Annotated in this window: 22 protein-coding genes and 1 riboswitch; of the genes, 14 read left to right on the top strand and 8 right to left on the bottom strand. The window is 69.6% G+C overall.

Annotation, left to right across the window (positions count from 1 at the left end; all coding sequences use genetic code 11):
* Window positions 1–2 precede the first annotated feature (2 nt).
* Window positions 3–965 (bottom strand): transporter substrate-binding domain-containing protein, encoded by a 963-nt coding sequence (locus ACY466_RS18785; protein ID WP_463252357.1) that lies wholly within the window; start codon window positions 963–965, stop codon window positions 3–5.
* Window positions 966–979: 14 nt separating this feature from the next.
* A complete protein-coding gene (locus ACY466_RS18780) occupies window positions 980–2290 on the bottom strand; it encodes a hypothetical protein (RefSeq protein ID WP_463247737.1) in 1311 nt (436 codons plus the stop codon).
* Window positions 2291–2447: 157 nt separating this feature from the next.
* Here ACY466_RS18780 and ACY466_RS18775 point away from each other — a divergent pair, with 157 nt between their 5' ends.
* Window positions 2448–3134, top strand: a complete 687-nt coding sequence (locus tag ACY466_RS18775; RefSeq protein WP_463247733.1) for an NUDIX hydrolase — start codon at window positions 2448–2450, stop codon at window positions 3132–3134.
* Between the two features lie 21 nt (window positions 3135–3155).
* On the opposite strand, the gene thiE is transcribed toward ACY466_RS18775, so the two are convergent.
* Window positions 3156–3842, bottom strand: coding sequence for a thiamine phosphate synthase (gene thiE, locus ACY466_RS18770; RefSeq protein WP_463247728.1), 687 nt, complete (start codon window positions 3840–3842; stop codon window positions 3156–3158).
* 29 nt (window positions 3843–3871) lie between these two features.
* Window positions 3872–3978: riboswitch (TPP riboswitch) on the top strand.
* Between thiE and thiO the strand changes: the two genes are divergently transcribed.
* From thiO to ACY466_RS18735, 7 genes are all read left to right on the top strand, one after another.
* Complete coding sequence (gene thiO, locus ACY466_RS18765; RefSeq protein WP_463247725.1) at window positions 3976–5163, top strand: glycine oxidase ThiO; 1188 nt, start codon at window positions 3976–3978, stop codon at window positions 5161–5163. It overlaps the preceding riboswitch by 3 nt.
* On the top strand, window positions 5160–5372 hold the full coding sequence (thiS, locus tag ACY466_RS18760) for a sulfur carrier protein ThiS (RefSeq protein ID WP_463247722.1): 213 nt from the start codon (window positions 5160–5162) through the stop codon (window positions 5370–5372). Before thiO ends, thiS begins: the two co-directional genes overlap by 4 nt.
* On the top strand, window positions 5365–6147 hold the full coding sequence (gene thiG / locus ACY466_RS18755; protein ID WP_463247720.1) for a thiazole synthase: 783 nt from the start codon (window positions 5365–5367) through the stop codon (window positions 6145–6147). The genes thiS and thiG overlap by 8 nt, the downstream gene beginning before the upstream one ends.
* A gap of 142 nt (window positions 6148–6289) precedes the next feature.
* A complete protein-coding gene (locus ACY466_RS18750; RefSeq protein ID WP_463247717.1) occupies window positions 6290–7261 on the top strand; it encodes an ABC transporter ATP-binding protein in 972 nt (323 codons plus the stop codon).
* On the top strand, window positions 7258–8043 hold the full coding sequence (locus ACY466_RS18745; RefSeq protein WP_463247713.1) for an ABC transporter permease: 786 nt from the start codon (window positions 7258–7260) through the stop codon (window positions 8041–8043). The genes ACY466_RS18750 and ACY466_RS18745 overlap by 4 nt, the downstream gene beginning before the upstream one ends.
* A 92-nt stretch (window positions 8044–8135) precedes the next feature.
* Window positions 8136–9668 carry a M28 family peptidase gene (locus ACY466_RS18740; RefSeq protein ID WP_463247710.1) on the top strand — a complete coding sequence of 511 codons (1533 nt, stop codon included), beginning with the start codon at window positions 8136–8138 and terminating at the stop codon, window positions 9666–9668.
* Window positions 9669–9751: 83 nt separating this feature from the next.
* Window positions 9752–10546, top strand: coding sequence for an adenylate/guanylate cyclase domain-containing protein (locus ACY466_RS18735; RefSeq protein ID WP_463252356.1), 795 nt, complete (start codon window positions 9752–9754; stop codon window positions 10544–10546).
* Here the strand turns inward: ACY466_RS18735 and thiD are convergent.
* Window positions 10508–11362: a bifunctional hydroxymethylpyrimidine kinase/phosphomethylpyrimidine kinase gene (thiD, locus tag ACY466_RS18730; protein WP_463247707.1), complete on the bottom strand. Its 855-nt coding sequence runs from the start codon at window positions 11360–11362 to the stop codon at window positions 10508–10510. The genes ACY466_RS18735 and thiD overlap by 39 nt on opposite strands.
* A gap of 189 nt (window positions 11363–11551) precedes the next feature.
* Between thiD and ACY466_RS18725 the strand changes: the two genes are divergently transcribed.
* Window positions 11552–11875, top strand: coding sequence for a GNAT family N-acetyltransferase (locus ACY466_RS18725; protein ID WP_463247704.1), 324 nt, complete (start codon window positions 11552–11554; stop codon window positions 11873–11875).
* 91 nt (window positions 11876–11966) lie between these two features.
* Window positions 11967–12323 (top strand): GNAT family N-acetyltransferase, encoded by a 357-nt coding sequence (locus tag ACY466_RS18720; RefSeq protein WP_463247700.1) that lies wholly within the window; start codon window positions 11967–11969, stop codon window positions 12321–12323.
* Here ACY466_RS18720 and ACY466_RS18715 read toward each other — a convergent pair.
* From ACY466_RS18715 to ACY466_RS18705, 3 genes are read right to left on the bottom strand one after another with little or no spacing between them, the layout of a single operon-like run.
* A complete protein-coding gene (locus tag ACY466_RS18715) occupies window positions 12293–13126 on the bottom strand; it encodes an exodeoxyribonuclease III (protein ID WP_463247698.1) in 834 nt (277 codons plus the stop codon). The two genes, ACY466_RS18720 and ACY466_RS18715, sit on opposite strands and share 31 nt — an antisense overlap.
* A 9-nt stretch (window positions 13127–13135) precedes the next feature.
* Window positions 13136–14146 carry an N-acetylglutamate synthase, CG3035 family gene (locus tag ACY466_RS18710; RefSeq protein ID WP_463247694.1) on the bottom strand — a complete coding sequence of 337 codons (1011 nt, stop codon included), beginning with the start codon at window positions 14144–14146 and terminating at the stop codon, window positions 13136–13138.
* Entirely contained in the window at window positions 14133–14732 is a 600-nt protein-coding gene (locus ACY466_RS18705) for a peptide deformylase (protein WP_463247691.1), read from the bottom strand. The genes ACY466_RS18710 and ACY466_RS18705 overlap by 14 nt, the downstream gene beginning before the upstream one ends.
* A 220-nt stretch (window positions 14733–14952) precedes the next feature.
* On the opposite strand from ACY466_RS18705, the gene ACY466_RS18700 reads away from it, so the two are divergent.
* From ACY466_RS18700 to ACY466_RS18685, 4 genes are all read left to right on the top strand, one after another.
* The gene (locus ACY466_RS18700; protein ID WP_463247688.1) at window positions 14953–15258 is read left to right on the top strand and encodes a DUF3263 domain-containing protein; all 306 of its coding nucleotides are present in this window, start codon (window positions 14953–14955) and stop codon (window positions 15256–15258) included.
* Between the two features lie 52 nt (window positions 15259–15310).
* Window positions 15311–15859 carry a LytR C-terminal domain-containing protein gene (locus tag ACY466_RS18695; RefSeq protein WP_463247685.1) on the top strand — a complete coding sequence of 183 codons (549 nt, stop codon included), beginning with the start codon at window positions 15311–15313 and terminating at the stop codon, window positions 15857–15859.
* 112 nt (window positions 15860–15971) lie between these two features.
* Window positions 15972–16667, top strand: a complete 696-nt coding sequence (sodC, locus tag ACY466_RS18690) for a superoxide dismutase[Cu-Zn] (RefSeq protein ID WP_463247683.1) — start codon at window positions 15972–15974, stop codon at window positions 16665–16667.
* The gene (locus ACY466_RS18685) at window positions 16630–17823 is read left to right on the top strand and encodes a glutamate--cysteine ligase (protein WP_463252355.1); all 1194 of its coding nucleotides are present in this window, start codon (window positions 16630–16632) and stop codon (window positions 17821–17823) included. The genes sodC and ACY466_RS18685 overlap by 38 nt, the downstream gene beginning before the upstream one ends.
* A gap of 4 nt (window positions 17824–17827) precedes the next feature.
* Here the strand turns inward: ACY466_RS18685 and mnhG are convergent, their stop codons facing one another.
* Window positions 17828–18211, bottom strand: coding sequence for a monovalent cation/H(+) antiporter subunit G (gene mnhG / locus ACY466_RS18680; RefSeq protein WP_463247681.1), 384 nt, complete (start codon window positions 18209–18211; stop codon window positions 17828–17830).
* Between the last annotated feature and the right edge of the window lie 62 nt (window positions 18212–18273).

Below are 18273 nucleotides of genomic sequence, written 5' to 3'. Positions count from 1 at the left end.
GATCAGCGCTCGTAGATGGGGAACGGGGCGCCGAAGGACGGGCCGAGGACGGACAACCATTCGGCGTACAGACGGTTCCACGTGCCGTCGCGTCGGATGCGTTCGAGGGTGCGGTTGACGAACTGCACCACGTCGTCGTGACCCTTGGTGATCCCGATGCCGTACGGCTCGACGGCGATGCTGTCGCCGACGATCTCGAGGTACGGATCCTGCGCGGCGAGTCCGGCCAGGATGGCGTCGTCGGTGCTGACCGCGTCGACCACGCCCTGCTGCAGCACCACCAGGCAGTCCGCCCACGAGGGCACGCTGATGATCTCGGCGTCGGGCTGCACACGCTGCAGGCGTGCGATCGAGGTGGTGCCGGCGGCCGAGCACACCGGACGCCCCGCGAGATCCTCGACGCCGGTGATCCCCGAACCCTTCACGGCGAGCACCCGCTGATCGGCCTGGTAGTAGACGGTGGAGAACGTCACCTGCTCGCGGCGCGCGCACGTGATGGTCATCGTCTTCACCACCAGGTCGACGGCGTTGTTCTCGAGCGCCTCGAGCCGGTCGGCGGAGGACAGGATGCGGAACTCGAGGCGGTCCGGATCGCCGAACAGGTCTCGCGAGACCTCCCGCGCGATGTCGACGTCGAAGCCCACGATGTCGCCGCTCACGGGGTCGCGGAAGCTGAACAGGTTGCTCCCGGTGTCGAGGCCCACCACCAGCCGACCGCGCGCGCGGATGGCGTCGACGTTGGGGGCGGGGATCGGAGCCCCGTCGTCGGTCGCGGCGTCGGGTCGCACGCTGGCCCGCGGATCGCCGCAGTCCACCGGCGCGGGCGCCGGCGCCGTCGACGAGGTGACGCTCTCCGCACCGTCGGGGAGGGGTGCGGCGACGGTGGCCGCGTCCGGCTGCTCGGGGACCGGGGGCGCCGTGGTGCATCCGGTGACCACGGCGGTGGCGAGGGCGATCAGGGCCATCCCGGCACGACGGTTCACAGGTACTCCCGGATCCGGGCCCACAGGCCGCCGACCACGCCCAGCGCCGCCAGACCGCACACGATTCCCGCGCCGACGGTCAGCCCGTTCAGCACACCGGCCCCGCGCTGGACGCTGTTCCGCAGCTCGTTCCGCGAGGCCTCGATCTCGTCGACGAGTTGCGCGTCGAGCTGCGAGAAGACGTCCGTCGAGTCGCCCGGGGCGTCACCGGTGGCGATGGTCACCGCGGTGTCGAAGTCGCCGACGTCGAGGGCGGCGTTGATGCGCTGGTGGGCCGACGTCCACCGGGCGAGGAGTTCGCGGGTCTCGTCCAGTCGGTTGCCCTGCAGGTCGGCATCGCTCGCCATGGATTCCAGCGTCCCGTCGAGTTGCACGACGGCGTCGGCGTAGCTCTGCTCGTAGTTCTCGGTACCGCCGCGCCGGGTCATGCCGATGGTCTCGACCGCGCGTGCCTGCTGACCGAGAATGCGACTGGTGGTGAGCTGATCGAGCGGTTCGGCGCCGCGCACCAGTGCTCGATTGGTGGCCGTGGACGAGATCAACCCCGCCACCAGCATCCATCCGAGCAACACCACGATCAGGACCGTCGCGAGCGCGAATCCGGGATTGATGGTGCGGCGAGTGCGTCGGGCGAGGAAGAGCTGGGCGCCCACCAGAACCAGCCCCGCGAACACGATCATCAGGATCGCCGCCCACGGAGGCGTCGCGAACTGTCGCTGGGCGGCGGAGACGTCGCCGGACTTCTCCCGGTGCAGTTGCTCGGCCCAGGGCAGAATGGTGTTCTGCACCAGCGTGGATGCCTCGGCCAGGTATGCCGCACCCACCGGGTTCCCGACGCGGTTGTTCGTCCGGGCGATCTCCACGATCCCGGCGTAGAGCGGGAGGTTGGTGGAGATCGACGCGAGCAGGCGCCGGGAGGTCGCGTCGTCGGCGGCGAGTCCCGTGGACGCCCGGACCACCTCACCGGCGGCGGAGCCGAGGGACTCGGTGTATCGGTCGCGGACGTCGCCGGTGTCCAACCCGCCGAGCAGGAAGGCGGTGGCGGCCGCGGCGTCGGCGACGGACAGCTCGACGTACAGGTTCTGGGCGGCGTCGGACAGGGGTTCGCTGCGCGCGAGGAGGAGTTCGAGAGTCTGCTGTCGCTCGGACACCGACAGGGTGGTCACCAGGGCGGTGGCGATGATCGTGGCCACGACGAGAACGCCGACGGTGATGAGCCGAACGGGAGTCGACCTCAGGAACTCCGAACGCTCGGAGCGAGTCTCGAGCGGCGCCCGTGGAGCGAGCGCACTCGTGTCGACCGACACCTCGCCCCCTTCCTCGGCACGCGCCGTTTCGTCGGCTCGTTCCGGTTCGCGGCTTCGAGCATAGGCCCACCCGGGTCCGCGTACCCGGAGGATGGCCGGTGCCGGGGCTCGGACCTCGTACCGGACGAATAGGGTGAACCGATGTGGGAGTCGAATCGTGATCGGTGACGGTGACGGGTGGCTGTTCAGCAGCGACGGCACCCGGCACTGGGGTAGGCACGGGGCCGCAGGGTTGTTGCTTCGCGCCCCGCTGCGCACCGCGTCCGGCTCCTCGGCGCGCGTGCTTCTGCAGCACCGAGCCGCATGGAGTCATCAGGGCGGAACCTGGGCGCTGCCCGGCGGCGCCAAGGACAGTCACGAGAGCGCGGTCCGCGCCGCCGTCCGAGAAGCGGGCGAGGAGGCCGGAATCGCGGCCGCGCAGGTGATCGTCCGAGCGGAACGGGTCACCGCCGAGGCGGACTCCGGCTGGTCGTACACGACGGTGGTCGCCGACGCGGGCCACGAACTCGACACCGTGCCGAACGGCGAGAGCACCGAACTGCGCTGGGTCGCCGAGGACGAGGTCGGCTCACTTCCGCTGCACCCCGGATTCGCGTCGAGCTGGCCGATGCTGCGGGCCACCACGCTGCGTGCGGTGGTGATCGGCCGGACCGGCCCGGATCCCGGTGGGCGCACCGTCGAGCTTCCGTCGGGCGGATTCGGTTGGGTCGCGGCCGTCGTGTCGGTCGGCACCGAGGCCGACGCACGGGCGGCGGGCAGCGAACCCGACACCGTGGTCGTCAGCGCGGACACCTCCCTCGCGGGCGCCGGGATGACGGTGCTGCATCCCTCGCTCTTCGGCTGAGCGGGTGCGGGACTGCCGGGCTCAGGACAGTCCGGGTAGCGCGGCCTTGAGTTCACGTGCCGCGGCCTCGGGATCGCGCGCCGCGGTGATGGCGCGAACCACGCAGATGCGCGACGCCCCGACCTCGACCGTGCGATGCACGTTGCTCGCGTCGACACCGCCGATGACGAACCACGGGCGCTGCGGCAGCGATTCGGCCACCTCGCGCACCACGTCGAGTCCGGCGGCCGCCCGGTTGGGTTTGGTCGGCGTGGCCCAGACCGGTCCGGTGGCGAAGTAGTCGACTCCGTCCTCGATCTCGGCGAGCGCGGCCTGCGCACGATTCTGCGTCGAGCGGCCGATCACCACGTCGGGTCCGACGATGCGCCGCGCGTAGTGCACCGGCAGGTCGTTCTGGCCGAGGTGGAGCACATCGGCGCCCGCCGCCAGAGCCAGGTCGGCGCGGTCGTTCACCGCGAGCAGCGCCCCGTGGCGGCGGCACGCGGCGGAGAGTACGGCGAGGGCTGCGAGCTCGTCCTTCGCCTCGATGGGGCCGAACTTCTTCTCACCGGCCGACCCCTTGTCGCGGAGCTGAACGATGTCGACGCCGCCGGCCAGAGCCGCGTCGACGAACTTGGCCAGATCGCCGGTGTCGCGGCGGGCGTCGGTGCACAGATACAGGGAAGCGGTGGCGAGGCGCTCGCGCGGAGTGGGTCCCGTGGTCGTCACCTCGCCCACGGTAGTCTGGCTCGCACAGGAACGAACCGCACGGGAGCCCTTCGACGGGCTGAGAGTGGGCCGCGTGCCCAGACCGTAATCACCTGATCCGGGTAATGCCGGCGCAGGGAGGGATGTGTTGTCAGTGCCGGTTTCTTCGGAACAGGTGTCGTCCGCGTCGGGCTCGGTGGCGGTGGTCGGGGCCGGCGTCATCGGTCTGACCGTCGCCCGCGCCGCCGCACTCGCCGGGTGGTCCGTCCGCGTCGTCGACCGGGCCGCGCCGGGTCGCTCGACCGACGGGGCGTCGAGTTGGGTCGCGGGCGGAATGTTGGCCCCGCTGTCCGAGGGCTGGCCCGGTGAGGACGAACTTCTCGAACTCGGCGCCGCCTCGCTGCGCCGGTGGCACGCGCTCGCCGACGATCTGGGGCCGGGAATCGTCACCGCTCGGGGAACCGTGACCCTGGGCTTCGACTCCGCCGATGTCGCCGACCTGCGCACCGTCGCCGAATGGGTCGCCGCCCGCGGGCACGAGGTGGAGCTGTTGTCCCGCGCCGAGCTGCGTGCGTTCGAACCGGCCGTGTCGCCCGGCGCCAGGTCGGGGTTGCACTGCCCCGGGGAGATGTCGGTGGACAACCGTGCCCTTCTCGCCGCGCTCGATCGGTCCTGCCGCGACCTCGGCGTCCGGGTGGACGCGGAGAACGTGACCGACCTCGACGCTCTCGACGCCGATCGCGTCGTCGTCGCGGCCGGGTGGGCCAGTGCACGCCTGCTGCCGAACCTGCCCGTACGCCCGGTCAAGGGGGAGATCCTCCGGCTGCGGACTCGGGCCGGGTCCGCGGCGCCGCCGTCTCGCACGGTGCGGGCGACGGTGAACGGCCGCGCGGTGTACCTGGTTCCGCGTGCCGACGGCATCGTCGTCGGGGCGACGCAGTACGAGCACGGCGACGACACCGCGGTGACCGTCGGCGGCGTGCGAGACCTGTTGGCCGACGCCGAGCGCGTGTTCCCGGCCGTGGGCGACTTCGAGCTGGCCGAGACCGCCGCGGGTCTGCGGCCGGGAAGCCCGGACAACGTGCCACTGATCGGCCGTCTCGACGATCGCGTCGTTGTGGCCACGGGGCACGGTCGAAACGGGGTGCTGCTCGCACCCGTCACCGCCGACGCCGTCGTCGCCGAACTGGCGGGCGAGCCGCTGGCGGAGGCGCGGTGCGCCCTGCCGCAGCGGTTCGCGCAGTTCGCGCAGTGTGCGGCGGATGCTGCAGGAGCCGCGCCACACCGGGCGGGCCACCCGACGAGTACGCGAACCGCCACTATCGAAGGAGTGCGCACATGACCACCACCGGAATCGGTGTCACCGTCAACGGGGAGGACCGGCTGCTCGATCCCGGCACCACCGTGCGGGACCTCCTCGCCCAGCTGGGGCTGCCGGACACCGGCATCGCACTCGCCGTCGACGGCGTCGTGTTCCCGAAGTCGCGGTGGGACGAGGCCGTCGGGCGTGGGTGGACCGTCGAGATCCTGACTGCGGTGCAGGGTGGCTGACGCGGTGCCGGCGGAGGGCGACCGGCTGGTCATCGCGGGGCGCGAACTGTCGTCCCGGCTGGTGATGGGGACCGGTGGAGCCGCGAACCTCGCGGTGCTCGAGAGCGCCCTGGTGGCGTCGGGCACCGAGCTGACGACGGTGGCGATGCGGCGTGTCGACGCCGCGGGTGGCACCGGTGTGCTGGAGTTGTTGCAACGCTTGAAGATCGACGTGCTCCCCAACACGGCGGGGTGTCGCGGCGCCGCCGAGGCGGTGCTCACCGCACAGCTCGCACGCGAGGCGCTGGAGACGGACTGGGTCAAGCTCGAGGTCATCGCCGACGAGCGCACCCTGCTGCCCGACGCGATCGAACTCGTCCGCGCCGCAGAGGAACTCGTGGACGACGGGTTCACGGTGCTGCCGTACACCACCGACGACCCCGTGTTGGCGCGTCGGCTCGAGGACATCGGGTGCGCGGCGGTCATGCCGCTCGGCTCGCCCATCGGCACCGGACTGGGCATCGCGAACCCGCACAACATCGAGATGATCACGGCCGCTGCGGGAGTGCCCGTGATTCTCGACGCGGGCATCGGGACGGCGAGCGACGCCGCGCTGGCGATGGAACTCGGGTGCTCCGCCGTTCTGCTGGCCACGGCGGTGACACGGGCGCGCGATCCGGACACGATGGCGTTCGCGATGGCCGACGCGGTGCGCGCGGGCCGTCGGGCTCGGTTGGCGGGCCGGATTCCCAAGCGGTTCTGGGCGCAGGCCTCCTCGCCCGATCTCGACGACTGAACCGGCCGGGTCCGCTCGCCGTCGGTCCGGCCCTCCGGGTGTCGACTCGGGGTCGTCCGGGTCCGATGTCATCCCGGAGGATGACCCTCGTCGCGACCGCAGGGCGATGCCCGCCGGGCCGCGGTCGTGGATGCTGGTGTGCATGATCGAAGTGACAGGATTGACCAAAAGGTACGGCGCCAAGACCGCCGTCGACGACCTCACGTTCACCGTGCGCCCCGGTATCGTCACCGGATTCCTCGGGCCCAACGGTGCCGGCAAATCGACCACGATGCGCATGATCCTCGGTCTGGACCGCCCGACCTCGGGAACGGCACTGATCGACGGGAAGTCGTACTCCGACCTGAAGAACCCGCTGCGCGAGGTGGGCGCCCTCCTCGATGCGAAGTGGGTGCACCCCAACCGATCCGCGAAAGCTCACCTGCAGTGGATGGCCGCGTCCAACGGCATTCCGTCGTCTCGGGTGGACGAGGTGCTTCGCCTCGTGGGCCTGAGCGAGGTGGCCAAGCAGAAGGCCGGCGGGTTCTCGCTCGGCATGTCGCAGCGCCTGGGTCTGGCGGGCGCCCTGCTCGGTGATCCGAAGGTGCTCATGTTCGACGAGCCGGTCAACGGACTCGACCCCGAGGGAATCGTCTGGATTCGAAAGTTCATGCAGCGGTTGGCGTCCGAGGGTCGCACCGTTCTGGTCTCGTCCCACCTGCTCTCCGAGATGGCGGTCACCGCGGAGCATCTCGTGGTGATCGGCCGCGGCAAGCTCGTCTCGGATTCGTCCGTGCAGCACTTCGTCGACCAGGCGTCCGAATCGTCCGTACGGGTGCGCAGCCCGCAGCTGGATGCGCTGCGCAGCGCGCTCACCGCCGCGGGTCTGACCGTGAAGGAGCCGAGCCGGGTCGACGAGGTGCAGCCGGCCCTGGTGGTCGCGAACACCACCACGGAGGCCATCGGCGACATCGCCGGTCGGAACGGACTCGTGTTGCACGAGTTGGCTTCCCAGCACGGATCGCTCGAAGAGGCGTTCATGAAACTCACCGGCGACGACGTGCAGTACCACGGCGCGGACGGCGGTGCCCACGACAACGGCGCACAGAGCGCGATGGGGGGATCGCTCCGATGAGTGTTCTTGCTGCAGAACGAATCAAGCTGACCACGACCAAGTCGCCGTGGTGGTGCACCGCGATCATCGTGGTGCTGAGCCTGGGCTTCGCGGCCCTCATCGGGTGGACGTCGTCGGTGACGGCGGACGGTGACTTCGGCCCACCGGGACAACCCGGCTTCGAGGCTCCGCAGCTGATGGTCGGAGACGTCCTCACGGGCGTCAGCGGGTTCGGCGTCCTGGTGCTCATGATCCTGGCGGCTCTCGCGGTGACCAGCGAGTACCGCTTCGGCATCATCCGCACCACGTTCCAGGCCGTCACGTCCCGAGCGTCCGTGCTGTTCACCAAGGCCGCACTGATCGGCGTGTTCGGGGTCGTGCTGACCCTGGCGCTCTCGTTCGGGGCGTTCTTCATCGCTCGGGCCTTCGCCGGCGAGGAGGCCGGAGCCGCCCTGACTCTCGACAATGCGGACTCGTGGCGGGCCGTGTTCGGGGTGGCGATCTACGCCTTCCTGTGCGTGTTCCTCGCGGTGGGCGTCGGTGCGCTGCTGCGACAGTCGGCCGCCGCCATCGCGCTGCTCCTGCTGTGGCCGCTGCTGCTCGAATCGCTCTTCAACCTGTTCGGCAGCGTGGGACGGGACATCCTGCCGTTCCTGCCCTTCCAGAACGCGAACAACTTCCTCGGCACGCCCGGCGGGGTCGAGTTCCACTGGGGACCGTGGGGATCGCTGGCCTACTTCGCGGCGTTCGTCGCGATCGTGTTCGCATCCGCCGTCGTGGTCGTGAACAAGCGCGACGCGTGATCCACTGCCCAGCCTGATCCAGTGCGCAGCCTGATCCACCGGCCCGGTCGTTCGCCCGAACTCTGTCGGGCAGTGGGGTTATGGTGACCGGCATGACGATTCACCGGTCTCGCTACACCCTGCCGCTCGCCGTGTTCGCGGCGTCGACACTGGTCCTCGCCTCGTGCTCGGCCTCGGACACCGATTCGGCGTCCGGTTCCGAGTCGGGGCAGGTCGATTCCACCGAGAACGGGTCCGCCCAGCCGTCGCCGGGCGGGCCCGTTTCCGGTACCGCGCTCGCCGACGCGGTGTCGCTCGATGCGGTCGTCGCGCACCTGGAGGAACTGACGGCCATCGCCGACGCCAACGACGGCAACCGCGCGGCCGGCACGTCCGGTTACGACGCGAGCGTCGACTACGTGGCCGGGGCGCTGCGAGACGCGGGATTCGACGTGGAGACCCCGGAGTTCGACTTCGACAACTTCGAGGTGAACGCGGAGAGCCTGCGGGCGGGGGACCGGGACGTTCCGGTGAACACGTTCAGCTTCTCCCCGGCCACGCCACCCGACGGTCTGACCGCGCCGCTGGTCGTGGCGCAGGTGGACGAGACGCCGGGTTGCGAGGCAACCGATTACGACGGTCTTCCCGTCGCGGGCGCCGTGGCCCTGGTGGTCCGCGGATCGTGCTCCTTCGCCGAGAAGGGCCGGGTGGCGGCGGATCTCGGCGCGGTCGGGGTCATCGTGGCCAACAACGAGGACGGCCCGCTCGACGCCGGAACGCTCGGCAGCAGTGAGGACGCGCGGATCCCGTCGGTCGGGGTCTCGGCGGAGGACGGTGCCGCCCTCGCGGCCGCGCCCGGTGAGGTCACCCTGGTGGTCGACGCGACCACCGAGACCACGGTCAGCCGGAACATCATCGCGCAGACCACCACCGGGTCGACGGACGACGTCGTGATGGCCGGCGCGCACCTCGACTCGGTGCCCGAGGGCCCGGGAATCAACGACAACGGCACCGGCACGGCAGCCGTACTCGAATCCGCGCTCCAGATGGGTGGTGCACCCGAGGTGACCAACGCGGTGCGCTTCGCGTTCTGGGGCGCCGAGGAACTGGGTCTGGTCGGGTCGACCGAATACGTCGCGGGATTGTCCGACGAGGAACGGCAGCAGATCGCGCTGTACCTGAACTTCGACATGATCGGGTCCACCAACGCCGGCTACCTCACGTACGACGGTGACGATTCGGAGCAGACGGGAGCCCCTGCCGGCCCGCCCGGGTCCGACGCCATCGAGCGCGTCTTCGAGGAGACGCTGGAGATGCAGGGCATCGATGCGGACGGCACGGACTTCGACGGTCGATCGGACTACGGCCCGTTCATCGAGGCGCTCATCCCCGCCGGCGGTGTCTTCACCGGCGCGGACGACATCATGACCGAGGAGCAGGCCGCGAAGTGGGGCGGAACGCCGAACGAGGCGTTCGACCGGAATTACCACACGCCCGAGGACACGCTCGAGAACGTCGATCGCACGGCGCTCGAGGTGAAGTCCAAGGCCGTGGCCTACGGCATCGGCACCTACGCGGAATCCATCGACGGCCCCAACGGCGTGCCGTCGGGCGAGGATCGGGTCGCGGCGCGGCAACCGCAGTAGTCTCTGGATCGGGACGAGATAGCCGTTAACCGGGGTAACAGAGAGGTTATGATGGGGCGGTGAAACGAAGCGCGGGCGACGCGATGCGCAAGGTCGCCGAGACCACCCGGGCGGTGAACTCGGCGCCTCGTGTGGTCGATGCATTCCGCCGGGTCCGGAACGTGCTGCCCGGTGATCCGTCGTTCGGTGACCCTCTGTCCACCGCCGGCCCCGGGACTCCGCGTCTCGTGGCCCGAGTGACCGACCGCCTGCAGGGCGAGGCGCCGGGAGCCGCCCGCGAGGTGAGCCTGGGCGCGCTGCAGGTGTGGCAGGCACTGCTCGAGCGCACCGGCCGCGGTCGGGGCGAACGCGAGGTGACCATCGTGTTCACCGATCTCGTGGGCTTCTCCACCTGGTCGCTCGCGGCGGGAGACGCCGACACGTTGGTGCTGCTCCGTCGGGTCGCACGGGCGGTCGAGACGCCGATGCTCGATCACGGCGGCCACATCGTCAAACGTCTCGGCGACGGGGTGATGGCGGTGTTCCCGCGCGTGGACAACGCGATTGCAGCCGTCTTCGAGGCGCGCGCCCAACTCGCGACGGTCAGCCTGGACGGCTACTCACCGCGCATGCGCGTCGGGATCCACACCGGATGCCCCCGAGCGGTGGGTTCCGACTGGCTGGGGGTCGACGTCACCGTCGCGGCGCGAGTCATGCAAACGGGCGCGGACGGCAACGTGATGATCTCCGAGACCGCATTCGACCAGGTGTCCCCCGACCTGCTGGACGCCCGGTCGCTGACCACCAAGCCCTATCGGCGCGGACTGTTCACGCCGAAACCCAGCGGGGTCCCGGACGGCCTACGAATCCTGCGTCTCGAACAGTCGCCACAACGGTGACACTGGTCCGTGCCCGGCGCCCAGATCGTAGGACGCCGCCAGGGACCGCGTGACCCACTCCTTGGCGAACTCCACCGCGTCGGGCACGGTCCAGCCGTGCGCGAGGGCGCACGCGATGGCCGCCGCCAGGGTGTCGCCGCCGCCGTGATCGTTGCCGGTCGCGATGCGCGGCCGGGTGAACTCGATGATGCGGTCGCCGTCGTAGAGCAGATCGGTGCTGTCGGTGGAGGTGCGGAGGTGACCGCCCTTGACGATGGCCCACTGTGCGCCGAGCGCGTGCAGCGCCTCTGCGGCCGCGCGGGCCGTGCCGTCGTCGACGACGTCGATGCCGGTGAGCAACCGCACCTCGTCGAGGTTGGGCGTGACCACGGTGGCCAGTGGAATCAGTGTGTGCCGCACCGCATCCAGGGCGTCGGCGTGCAGCAGGGAGTCGCCGTGCATGGAAGCGGACACGGGGTCGACGACGAGAGGAATTCGGCCGGCCCGCCCGATTCCGGTCTCGCCGCACACGTCCGCCACCGCCTCGATGATGGCGGTGGAGGCGAGCATTCCGGTCTTCGCGGCGCCGATACCGATGTCGGACACGACGGTTCGGATCTGACCGGCCACCACGTCGGTGGGAATTTCGTGAAAACCTGTGACACCCAACGAGTTCTGCACGGTCACGGCGGCGACCGCCACACAGGCGTGCACTCCGCACATGGCCATGGTTCGTGAGTCGGCCTGGATTCCGGCGCCGCCGCCGGAGTCTGTGCCGGCGATCGTGAGGACGCGAACCGGGGTGGTGCCGGGCGCAGCGAGGGGAAGGAAGGTCACGCCCTGAACCATACCCGGGGTGTGATCTGGGACCGGCGGCCAATGTGTGCGCACCGACGTTGTCGATCCCCCCGAATTCCTCGCTTGCCGGGCGCATCGGAAGGAGCTGTGTAATAGTGGTGCATATCACAAAAGCGATCGGCCCGACGTCGCGCCGACTGCCCCCGGTCACAGAGAAGGAGATGAGCGATGCTGTCCGACGCACCCGTCACCGACGTGACCGACAACGCGCATCAGAACAGGTTCGAGCTTCGCCTGAACGGCGACCTCGTCGGCATCGTCGGCTACTTCCAGGTGGAGCCGGTGGGCCGAGGCCCGCGCCGCACCCCGGTGGTCAGCTTCATGCACGCGGTGATCACCGAGGATTTCGGCCACCGCGGCCTGGCCGGTGTGATGGTCCGCAAGTCGTTGGACGCGGCGCGTGGCTACGGATGGAAGGTCAAGCCGGTGTGCACCTACGTGCAGCGCTACGTGGCCGAGCATCCCGAGTACCGCGATCTGATGGCCGACTGACCGGTCTCGACGCGATGACGGCGCGGCTACGATTGCGCAACATTGGTCACTCCAGTCACACGAGTCACAACAACGGTGCTCGAATGTAGTGATGCACCCACAGTCCGGCGGAGTGGTCATCGACAACCCGGAGCACTCTCGCTTCGATCTTTTCGTCGACGACGACCACGTGGGAATTCTGGCGTACCGCGTGGTTCCCGGAACCACCGTCGTGTTGTTCCTGCACACGGTGGTGACCGAGGAGTTCGGTGACCACGGATGGGCGGCGGTGCTGGCGCGCGGCGCGCTCGACATCGTGCGCACCGGCAATCTGCAAATCTGGCCCGTCTGCTCCTACGTGCGCCGATTCATCGGGGCGAACACCGACTACCTCGATCTGGTAGCGGACGAAGAGCCCGTCGGCGCCGATCCGGAACTTCAGGTCAGGTCGACGATCACCGGGGCGTGATCGCTGGCGCCCTTGCCCTTGCGCTCCTCGCGGTCGATCGACGCGCCGGTCACCTGCTCCGCGAGGGCCGGTGACGCAAGGACGAAATCGATGCGCAGCCCTTCTTTGCGGGGGAATCGCAATTGTGTGTAGTCCCAATAGGTGTAGACGCCGGGGCCGGGGGTGAAGGGCCGCACGACATCGGTGAACCCGGCATCGACGACGGCGTCGAACGCGGCGCGCTCGCGCTCCGACGTATGCGTTCTCCCGACGAAGAGCGCCGGATCCCACACGTCGTCGTCGGTCGGAGCCACGTTCCAGTCACCGACCAGCGCGATCCGGGCCTGTGGGTCGGCGTCGAGCCAGGACCGGGCATCGGCGCGCAGCGTGTCGAGCCAGCGCAACTTGTACTCGTAGTGCGGGTCGTCCAGGCTGCGCCCGTTCGGCACGTACAGGCTCCAGATCCGGATCCCGCCGCAGGTGGCGCCGATGGCTCGCGCCTCCGCAGCCGGGGGAACCTCGGGGTCCTTGCTGAATCCGGGTTGATCCTCGAACTCCACCTGCACGTCCTCGAGGCCGACGCGGGAGACGATCGCGACGCCGTTCCACTGGCTGGTGCCGACGTGGGCGACCTCGTACCCGATGTCGGTGAACCGTTGGTACGGGAACTGGGCGTCCTTGCACTTGGTTTCCTGGATGGCCAGGACGTCGACATCGCTGCGCTCGAGCCAGGCGACGATGCGGTCGACGCGGGAGCGGACGGAGTTGACGTTCCAGGTGGCGATGCGGGTAGGCCGGAGGCCGGCCGGGTGTTCGGAAGGCATCGTCCGAGGCTAGTGGAGGGGTGTGACGGGGTCGTCGGGTGCGGGGACTGCGTACCGGTAGGCGTGGTGCGGGACGAATCCGAGCTGCTCGTACAGGCGTCGGGCGGGGTCGTTACCGCGTTCTACCTGCACGTACGCGCCGGTGGCGCCGCGCTCGGCGCCCCAGTTCACAGCGTCGACGCACAGGCGGGTGGCCAGCCCGCGCCGCCGGTGATCGTCCTCGACGCGAACCGCGGTGAGGCCGACCCACGTGCGTCCGTTCGGTGCGGTGGTCACGGCGGCTCGGGCGATGCCCGCTGCCGCGGACCCGGTCTGCGACAACCCGGTTTGCGACAACCCGGTCTGCAGAAAACCCGACTGCAAGAAACCCAGTGTGCCGTTCAGTACCGACGTGACGACCGAACGCGCATCGCCTCCGTGCCGGGCGAGCCAGGCGTCGTCGGGCTCGGCGTCGATGCGGACGATCGCGTCGGGATCGACGGCGGGTGAGGAGCCGGGATCGAGACCGGAGGCGGGTTCGAGGTCGAGTGTCAACACGTCGACGTCGGTTCCGGCGACCCATCCGGCCGGGGTGCGGTGGACGCGGTCCGGCAACGACAGGCGCGGGGTGAGCCCGCGTGCGACGTACCAGGCGACGACGGCCGGGAGGTCGGCGTCGAGGGCGGGCTCGGCGGGCAGAGCGGAGTTGGCGCGTCGGGTCACGCCGCCGCCGGCGCGGGCGAGCCAACCGCCGATCCACTCCTGCTCGGTGCCGGGCCACGCGTCGGCCGCCGCGCGTTCGAGCGCGCGGATCTCCGAGTTGCGGATCGGCCGCGGCGCGAGCGGCTTCGCGACGACGATCGTGTCCCGAGGAATGCGCACCTCGCCGCTCCGCTCGGATGTCATCGTGATCGACGCGTCGTCGACCGCCGTCAGGACCCCGATGACGTCGGTCAGGGGTCGCGCGGCGCCGACGGGCAGACGGTGTCGAACGACGAGACGGGACCCGAGAGGGACGTCGGGAAGGTCAGTCGTCGTCATCGTCGTGGCCGAAGGGATCGGCCACGGTGCCGGGCACCCAACTCAGACCGGGAACACCCCACCCGTGCTTCTTGATGGCCTTCTTCGCGGCGCGGGCGTTGCGGCCGACGAGGACATCGACGTAGACGAACCCGTCGAGGTGGCCCACCTCGTGCTGAAGCATGCGGGCGAAGAAGCCGTGGCCGGAGATGTCGACGGGCTCGCCCGACGCGTCGGTCCCGGTCACGCGGGCCCAGTCGGCGCGTCCGGTGGGGTACTGCTCGCCGGGGACGGAGAGGCAACCCTCGTCGTCGTCGTCCGGATCCGGCATGGTCTCGGGGATCTCGGAGGTCTCGAGCACGGGGTTGATCACCTCACCGCGGCGGCGGGTGACCGTGCCGTCCTCGGCGTGATCGGGGCAGTCGTAGATGAACAGGCGCAACGGCTCGCCGACCTGGTTGGCGGCCAGTCCGACGCCGCGGGCGGCTTCGAGCGTCTCGTACATGTCCGCGAGCAGTGTGGCGAGCTCGTCGGGCGACGCCGTCACCGGTTGCGTGGGGGTGTGCAGAACCGGATCGCCGAAGATCCGGATGGGAAGAATTGCCATGGTCGAGAAGGATACTGGGCGCCGAGGTGCGATCGACGCGCCGCGATGCGCAACCGTCCGGTGGCAGCGTCGGACGTGGTTGAATAACGTGCGAACGACACCGATGTGATTCACGGTCGCCGGACGGCGGCGGTGTTCGCGTCGGTAGCGCTGGAGCACCCGGGGACACGCGCGCACGCATTCCGGCTTTCGCAGCGAGAACGCAGATGACAGGAGAACGATGGACAGCGCTGCAGCGCGGAGCCACGACAAGGCCGATGCCGAGGAGCCGAACGACGGGCTCACTCGACGGGAACACGACATCCTGTCCTTCGAACGTCAGTGGTGGAAGTACGCCGGCGCCAAGGAAGAGGCCATCAAGGAACTCTTCGACATGTCCGCCACGCGGTACTACCAGGTGCTGAACGCCCTGGTCGATCGCCCGGAAGCCCTGGCCGCCGACCCCATGTTGGTCAAGCGGCTGCGGCGTCTGCGCGCCAGTCGGCAGAAGGCCCGCGCGGCGCGCCGGCTGGGGTTCGACGTCTGAACCGGTCCTGCCGTGTGCCGAGCCGGTCGATCGAGTCGCTAGGGTCGCAGGTGTGAGCAACCCGAACCCGGAATCGTCCGGCCCGCCGTTGCGCGCGCTGGCCATGGTTCTGATCTCTCTCGCGGTGGTGTTCGCCGGTGTGGGTTTCCTGTCCCTCGGCGGATCCGACGACACCGAGACGGCGGCACCCGCCGCGACCAGCAGTGCCGCGCCGACGCCGTCGTCGCAGGTCCCGACCCCGGTGGTTCCCGAGATCGAGGACCCCGTGGTGGGCGAGCCGCAGGCGCAGGCCTCGCCGACGACGACCTCGGCGGAGGCCGCGCCGGGCCCGGTGTCGGTGCGGGTGCTCAACAACAGCAACGTCAGTGGCCTCGCGGCGGATGTCGCCTCGACCCTGCAGTCCGAGGGGTTCACCGTGTCCGAAACGGGGAACTATCCGAGCGGAACGATCCCCACGTCCACGGTGTTCTACGACGACTCCGTTCCCGGCGAGCGCGCGGAGGCGGAGCGAATCGCGTCGACGCTGGGTATCGGCGCCGAGCCTCGTTTCGAGGGCATCGCGTCGTCGCCGCCGGGGATCATCGTGATCGTGACCCAGTAGTACCCCCCGTTATCATCGGGGCACAGCCGCACCTTCTCGTCGCCCGTACACACCGCCTCACCCGCACACACCGCCTCACCCGTACACACCGTCAGTTCAGGAGACCCACACCATGGCCAGCTGGAAGCGCAGTCGCGTCGGACACCGCACTCTCGTCACGGCGCCCCTCGCCGCACTCGCCGTCTTCGGCCTCGTGGCCTGCAACAACGGTGAGGTGGCCAGCGACGTCCAGGGCACCACCCCGCCGGTGTTCACCGGAGCTCCGGCCCCCGAGGGCATGGAAGGGGAGGAAGAAGCCGGAACGGGAACCAATCCGTCCGAGCTGTCCGGTGACCTCACCAATGCCGACGGCGACGTCATCGGCACGATCTCCGTCACCGAGGAGACCGGCCATCTCGCGATCGAGGTCGAGGCGGAAGACCTCGAGCCCGGCTTCCACGGCTTCCACATGCACCAGAACCCGGTGTGCGAACCGGATTCCGTCGCTCCCGACGGCGGCGAGCCCGGCGACTTCCTGTCCGCCGGCGGCCACCTCCAGGTCGACGGCAACACCGGTTACCCGTCCAGCGGGGACCTCACGTCGCTCCAGGTGCGCTCCGACGGCACCGGTCAGCTGATGACCACCACGGACTCGGTCGAACTGGACGATCTTCGCGGCGGCGTCTCGTTCATCGTCCACGAGGGCGCGGACAACTTCGCGAACATCCCGGAGCGGTACGTCCTCGCCGACGGCGGTCCGGTGCCCGACGAGCAGACCCTCTCCACCGGTGATGCCGGTTCCCGCGTTGCCTGCGCCGTCGTCGAATAACCCGGCGGGGTCACCGGCGGGATTTCCGAGCTCGGTTCCCTTCGTCTCCTCGCCGCGGCCGACCATCGGCGTCGAGTGGGAGATCGCCCTCGTCGACCGGACGAGTCGTGATCTGTCCAACACGGCGGCCGAGGTGTTGGACGGAGTGCGGTCCGAGGTGGGTCAGGACACCACTCGGGTCACCAAGGAGTTGTTGCGCAACACGGTCGAGCTGGTCACCGACGTGTGCGACACCGTCGGCGAGGCGATGGACGACCTCGGTGAATCGTTGGAACTCGTTCGGCGAGCGGCGGATCCGCTGGGAGTCGACCTCTTCTGCGCGGGCACCCACCCGTTCGCGGAGTGGTCGTCGCAACAGCTCACACGTGCGCCGTCGTACGACGAACTGATCGAGCGAACCCAGTGGTGGGGACGGCAGATGCTGATCTTCGGCGTGCACGTCCACGTCGGCCTCCGGTCCGCCGATCGAGTGTTCCCCATCCTCAATTCGATTCTGCTGCAATACCCGCACCTGCTCGCGCTGTCGGCGTCGTCACCGACGTGGGCGGGTTCGGACACCGGGTACGCCAGCAACCGGGCCCTGATGTTCCAGCAGCTACCGACGGCGGGGCTGCCGTTCCAGTTCGAGAACTGGGGCCAGTTCGAAGGATTCGTGCACGATCAGCTCAAGACCGGCGTCATCTCGCAACTCGGCGGCATGCACTGGGACATCCGGCCGGTCCCGCGGTTGGGCACCCTGGAGATCCGGGTGTGCGACGGGGTGTCGACGAGGCGCGAGCTCGGCGCCCTGGTGGCCCTGATCCATTGCCTCGTCGTGCATCTCGACGAGCGGCTCGACGCCGGGGAGACCCTGCCGACGATCCCGCCGTGGCACGTGCAGGAGAACAAGTGGCGGGCCGCTCGGTACGGGCTGGACGCCGAGATCATTCTCGACGCGGACAGCAACGAGCGGCTCATGACCGACGATCTGAACGATCTGCTCGAGAAGCTGACCCCGGTCGCGAAGCGCCTGGGGTGCAGCGCGGAATTGGCGGCGGTCGCGGACATCCCGAGACTCGGTGCCTCGTACCAACGTCAGCGGGCCGTCGCGTCGGCGTCGGGCGGCGACCTGGTGGCCGTGGTCGACTCGCTGATCGGTGAACTACGACATCCCTGACGGATCAGTTCCGCTCGGGCTCGCGCTTCCCGGCGTCCAGAGTTGCCGCGTCGGCATCCTCGTCCTCGTTCAGCTCGTCGATCATGTACAGATCGTCTCGGCTGCTGTGCTCGCGGTACGCGACCTGACCCACCACGTGCGCGATGATCGGCGCGGTCAGGAGTGTGAAGACTCCGACGAGCGCGATCATCCAGATGTCGACGTTGCCGCGGAGGCTGATGAAAGCGCCCGTGAGGATGAGCAGCAGCCCGATGATCTGCGGCATCGTCGCCGCGTGCATCCTCGACAGCGTGTCCGGGAACCGGACGACGGCGATCGCGGCAGTCAGTGCGACGATCGAACCGAGGAGGATGAGGACCGAGACCACGATGTTCTCGACGTCGTTCATATCGATCCCTCCTGACGTGCGCGGACTTCGTCTTCGGTGGGCGGATGCGGTGCCCGCAACGC

Source organism: Rhodococcus sp. K11/5, from assembly GCF_055193735.1.
The sequence above is the reverse complement of the archived record's forward strand: the minus strand, read 5'-3'. Positions and strand labels throughout refer to the sequence as shown.

Bases quoted from the DNA above. Each gene is read 5' to 3' on its own strand.
- ACY466_RS18725 (WP_463247704.1), top strand. From the start codon at position 11,552: ATGCTGTCCGACGCACCCGTCACCGACGTGACCGACAACGCGCATCAG.
- ACY466_RS18785 (WP_463252357.1), bottom strand. From the start codon at position 965: ATGGCCCTGATCGCCCTCGCCACCGCCGTGGTCACCGGATGCACCACG.
- ACY466_RS18735 (WP_463252356.1), top strand. From the start codon at position 9,752: ATGCGCAAGGTCGCCGAGACCACCCGGGCGGTGAACTCGGCGCCTCGT.
- ACY466_RS18685 (WP_463252355.1), top strand. From the start codon at position 16,630: ATGCCGGTTCCCGCGTTGCCTGCGCCGTCGTCGAATAACCCGGCGGGG.
- mnhG (WP_463247681.1), bottom strand. From the start codon at position 18,211: ATGAACGACGTCGAGAACATCGTGGTCTCGGTCCTCATCCTCCTCGGT.
- sodC (WP_463247683.1), top strand. From the start codon at position 15,972: ATGGCCAGCTGGAAGCGCAGTCGCGTCGGACACCGCACTCTCGTCACG.
- ACY466_RS18715 (WP_463247698.1), bottom strand. From the start codon at position 13,126: ATGCCTTCCGAACACCCGGCCGGCCTCCGGCCTACCCGCATCGCCACC.
- ACY466_RS18750 (WP_463247717.1), top strand. From the start codon at position 6,290: ATGATCGAAGTGACAGGATTGACCAAAAGGTACGGCGCCAAGACCGCC.
- ACY466_RS18705 (WP_463247691.1), bottom strand. From the start codon at position 14,732: ATGGCAATTCTTCCCATCCGGATCTTCGGCGATCCGGTTCTGCACACC.
- ACY466_RS18740 (WP_463247710.1), top strand. From the start codon at position 8,136: ATGACGATTCACCGGTCTCGCTACACCCTGCCGCTCGCCGTGTTCGCG.
- ACY466_RS18700 (WP_463247688.1), top strand. From the start codon at position 14,953: ATGGACAGCGCTGCAGCGCGGAGCCACGACAAGGCCGATGCCGAGGAG.
- ACY466_RS18710 (WP_463247694.1), bottom strand. From the start codon at position 14,146: ATGACGACGACTGACCTTCCCGACGTCCCTCTCGGGTCCCGTCTCGTC.
- ACY466_RS18720 (WP_463247700.1), top strand. From the start codon at position 11,967: ATGCACCCACAGTCCGGCGGAGTGGTCATCGACAACCCGGAGCACTCT.
- ACY466_RS18745 (WP_463247713.1), top strand. From the start codon at position 7,258: ATGAGTGTTCTTGCTGCAGAACGAATCAAGCTGACCACGACCAAGTCG.
- thiS (WP_463247722.1), top strand. From the start codon at position 5,160: ATGACCACCACCGGAATCGGTGTCACCGTCAACGGGGAGGACCGGCTG.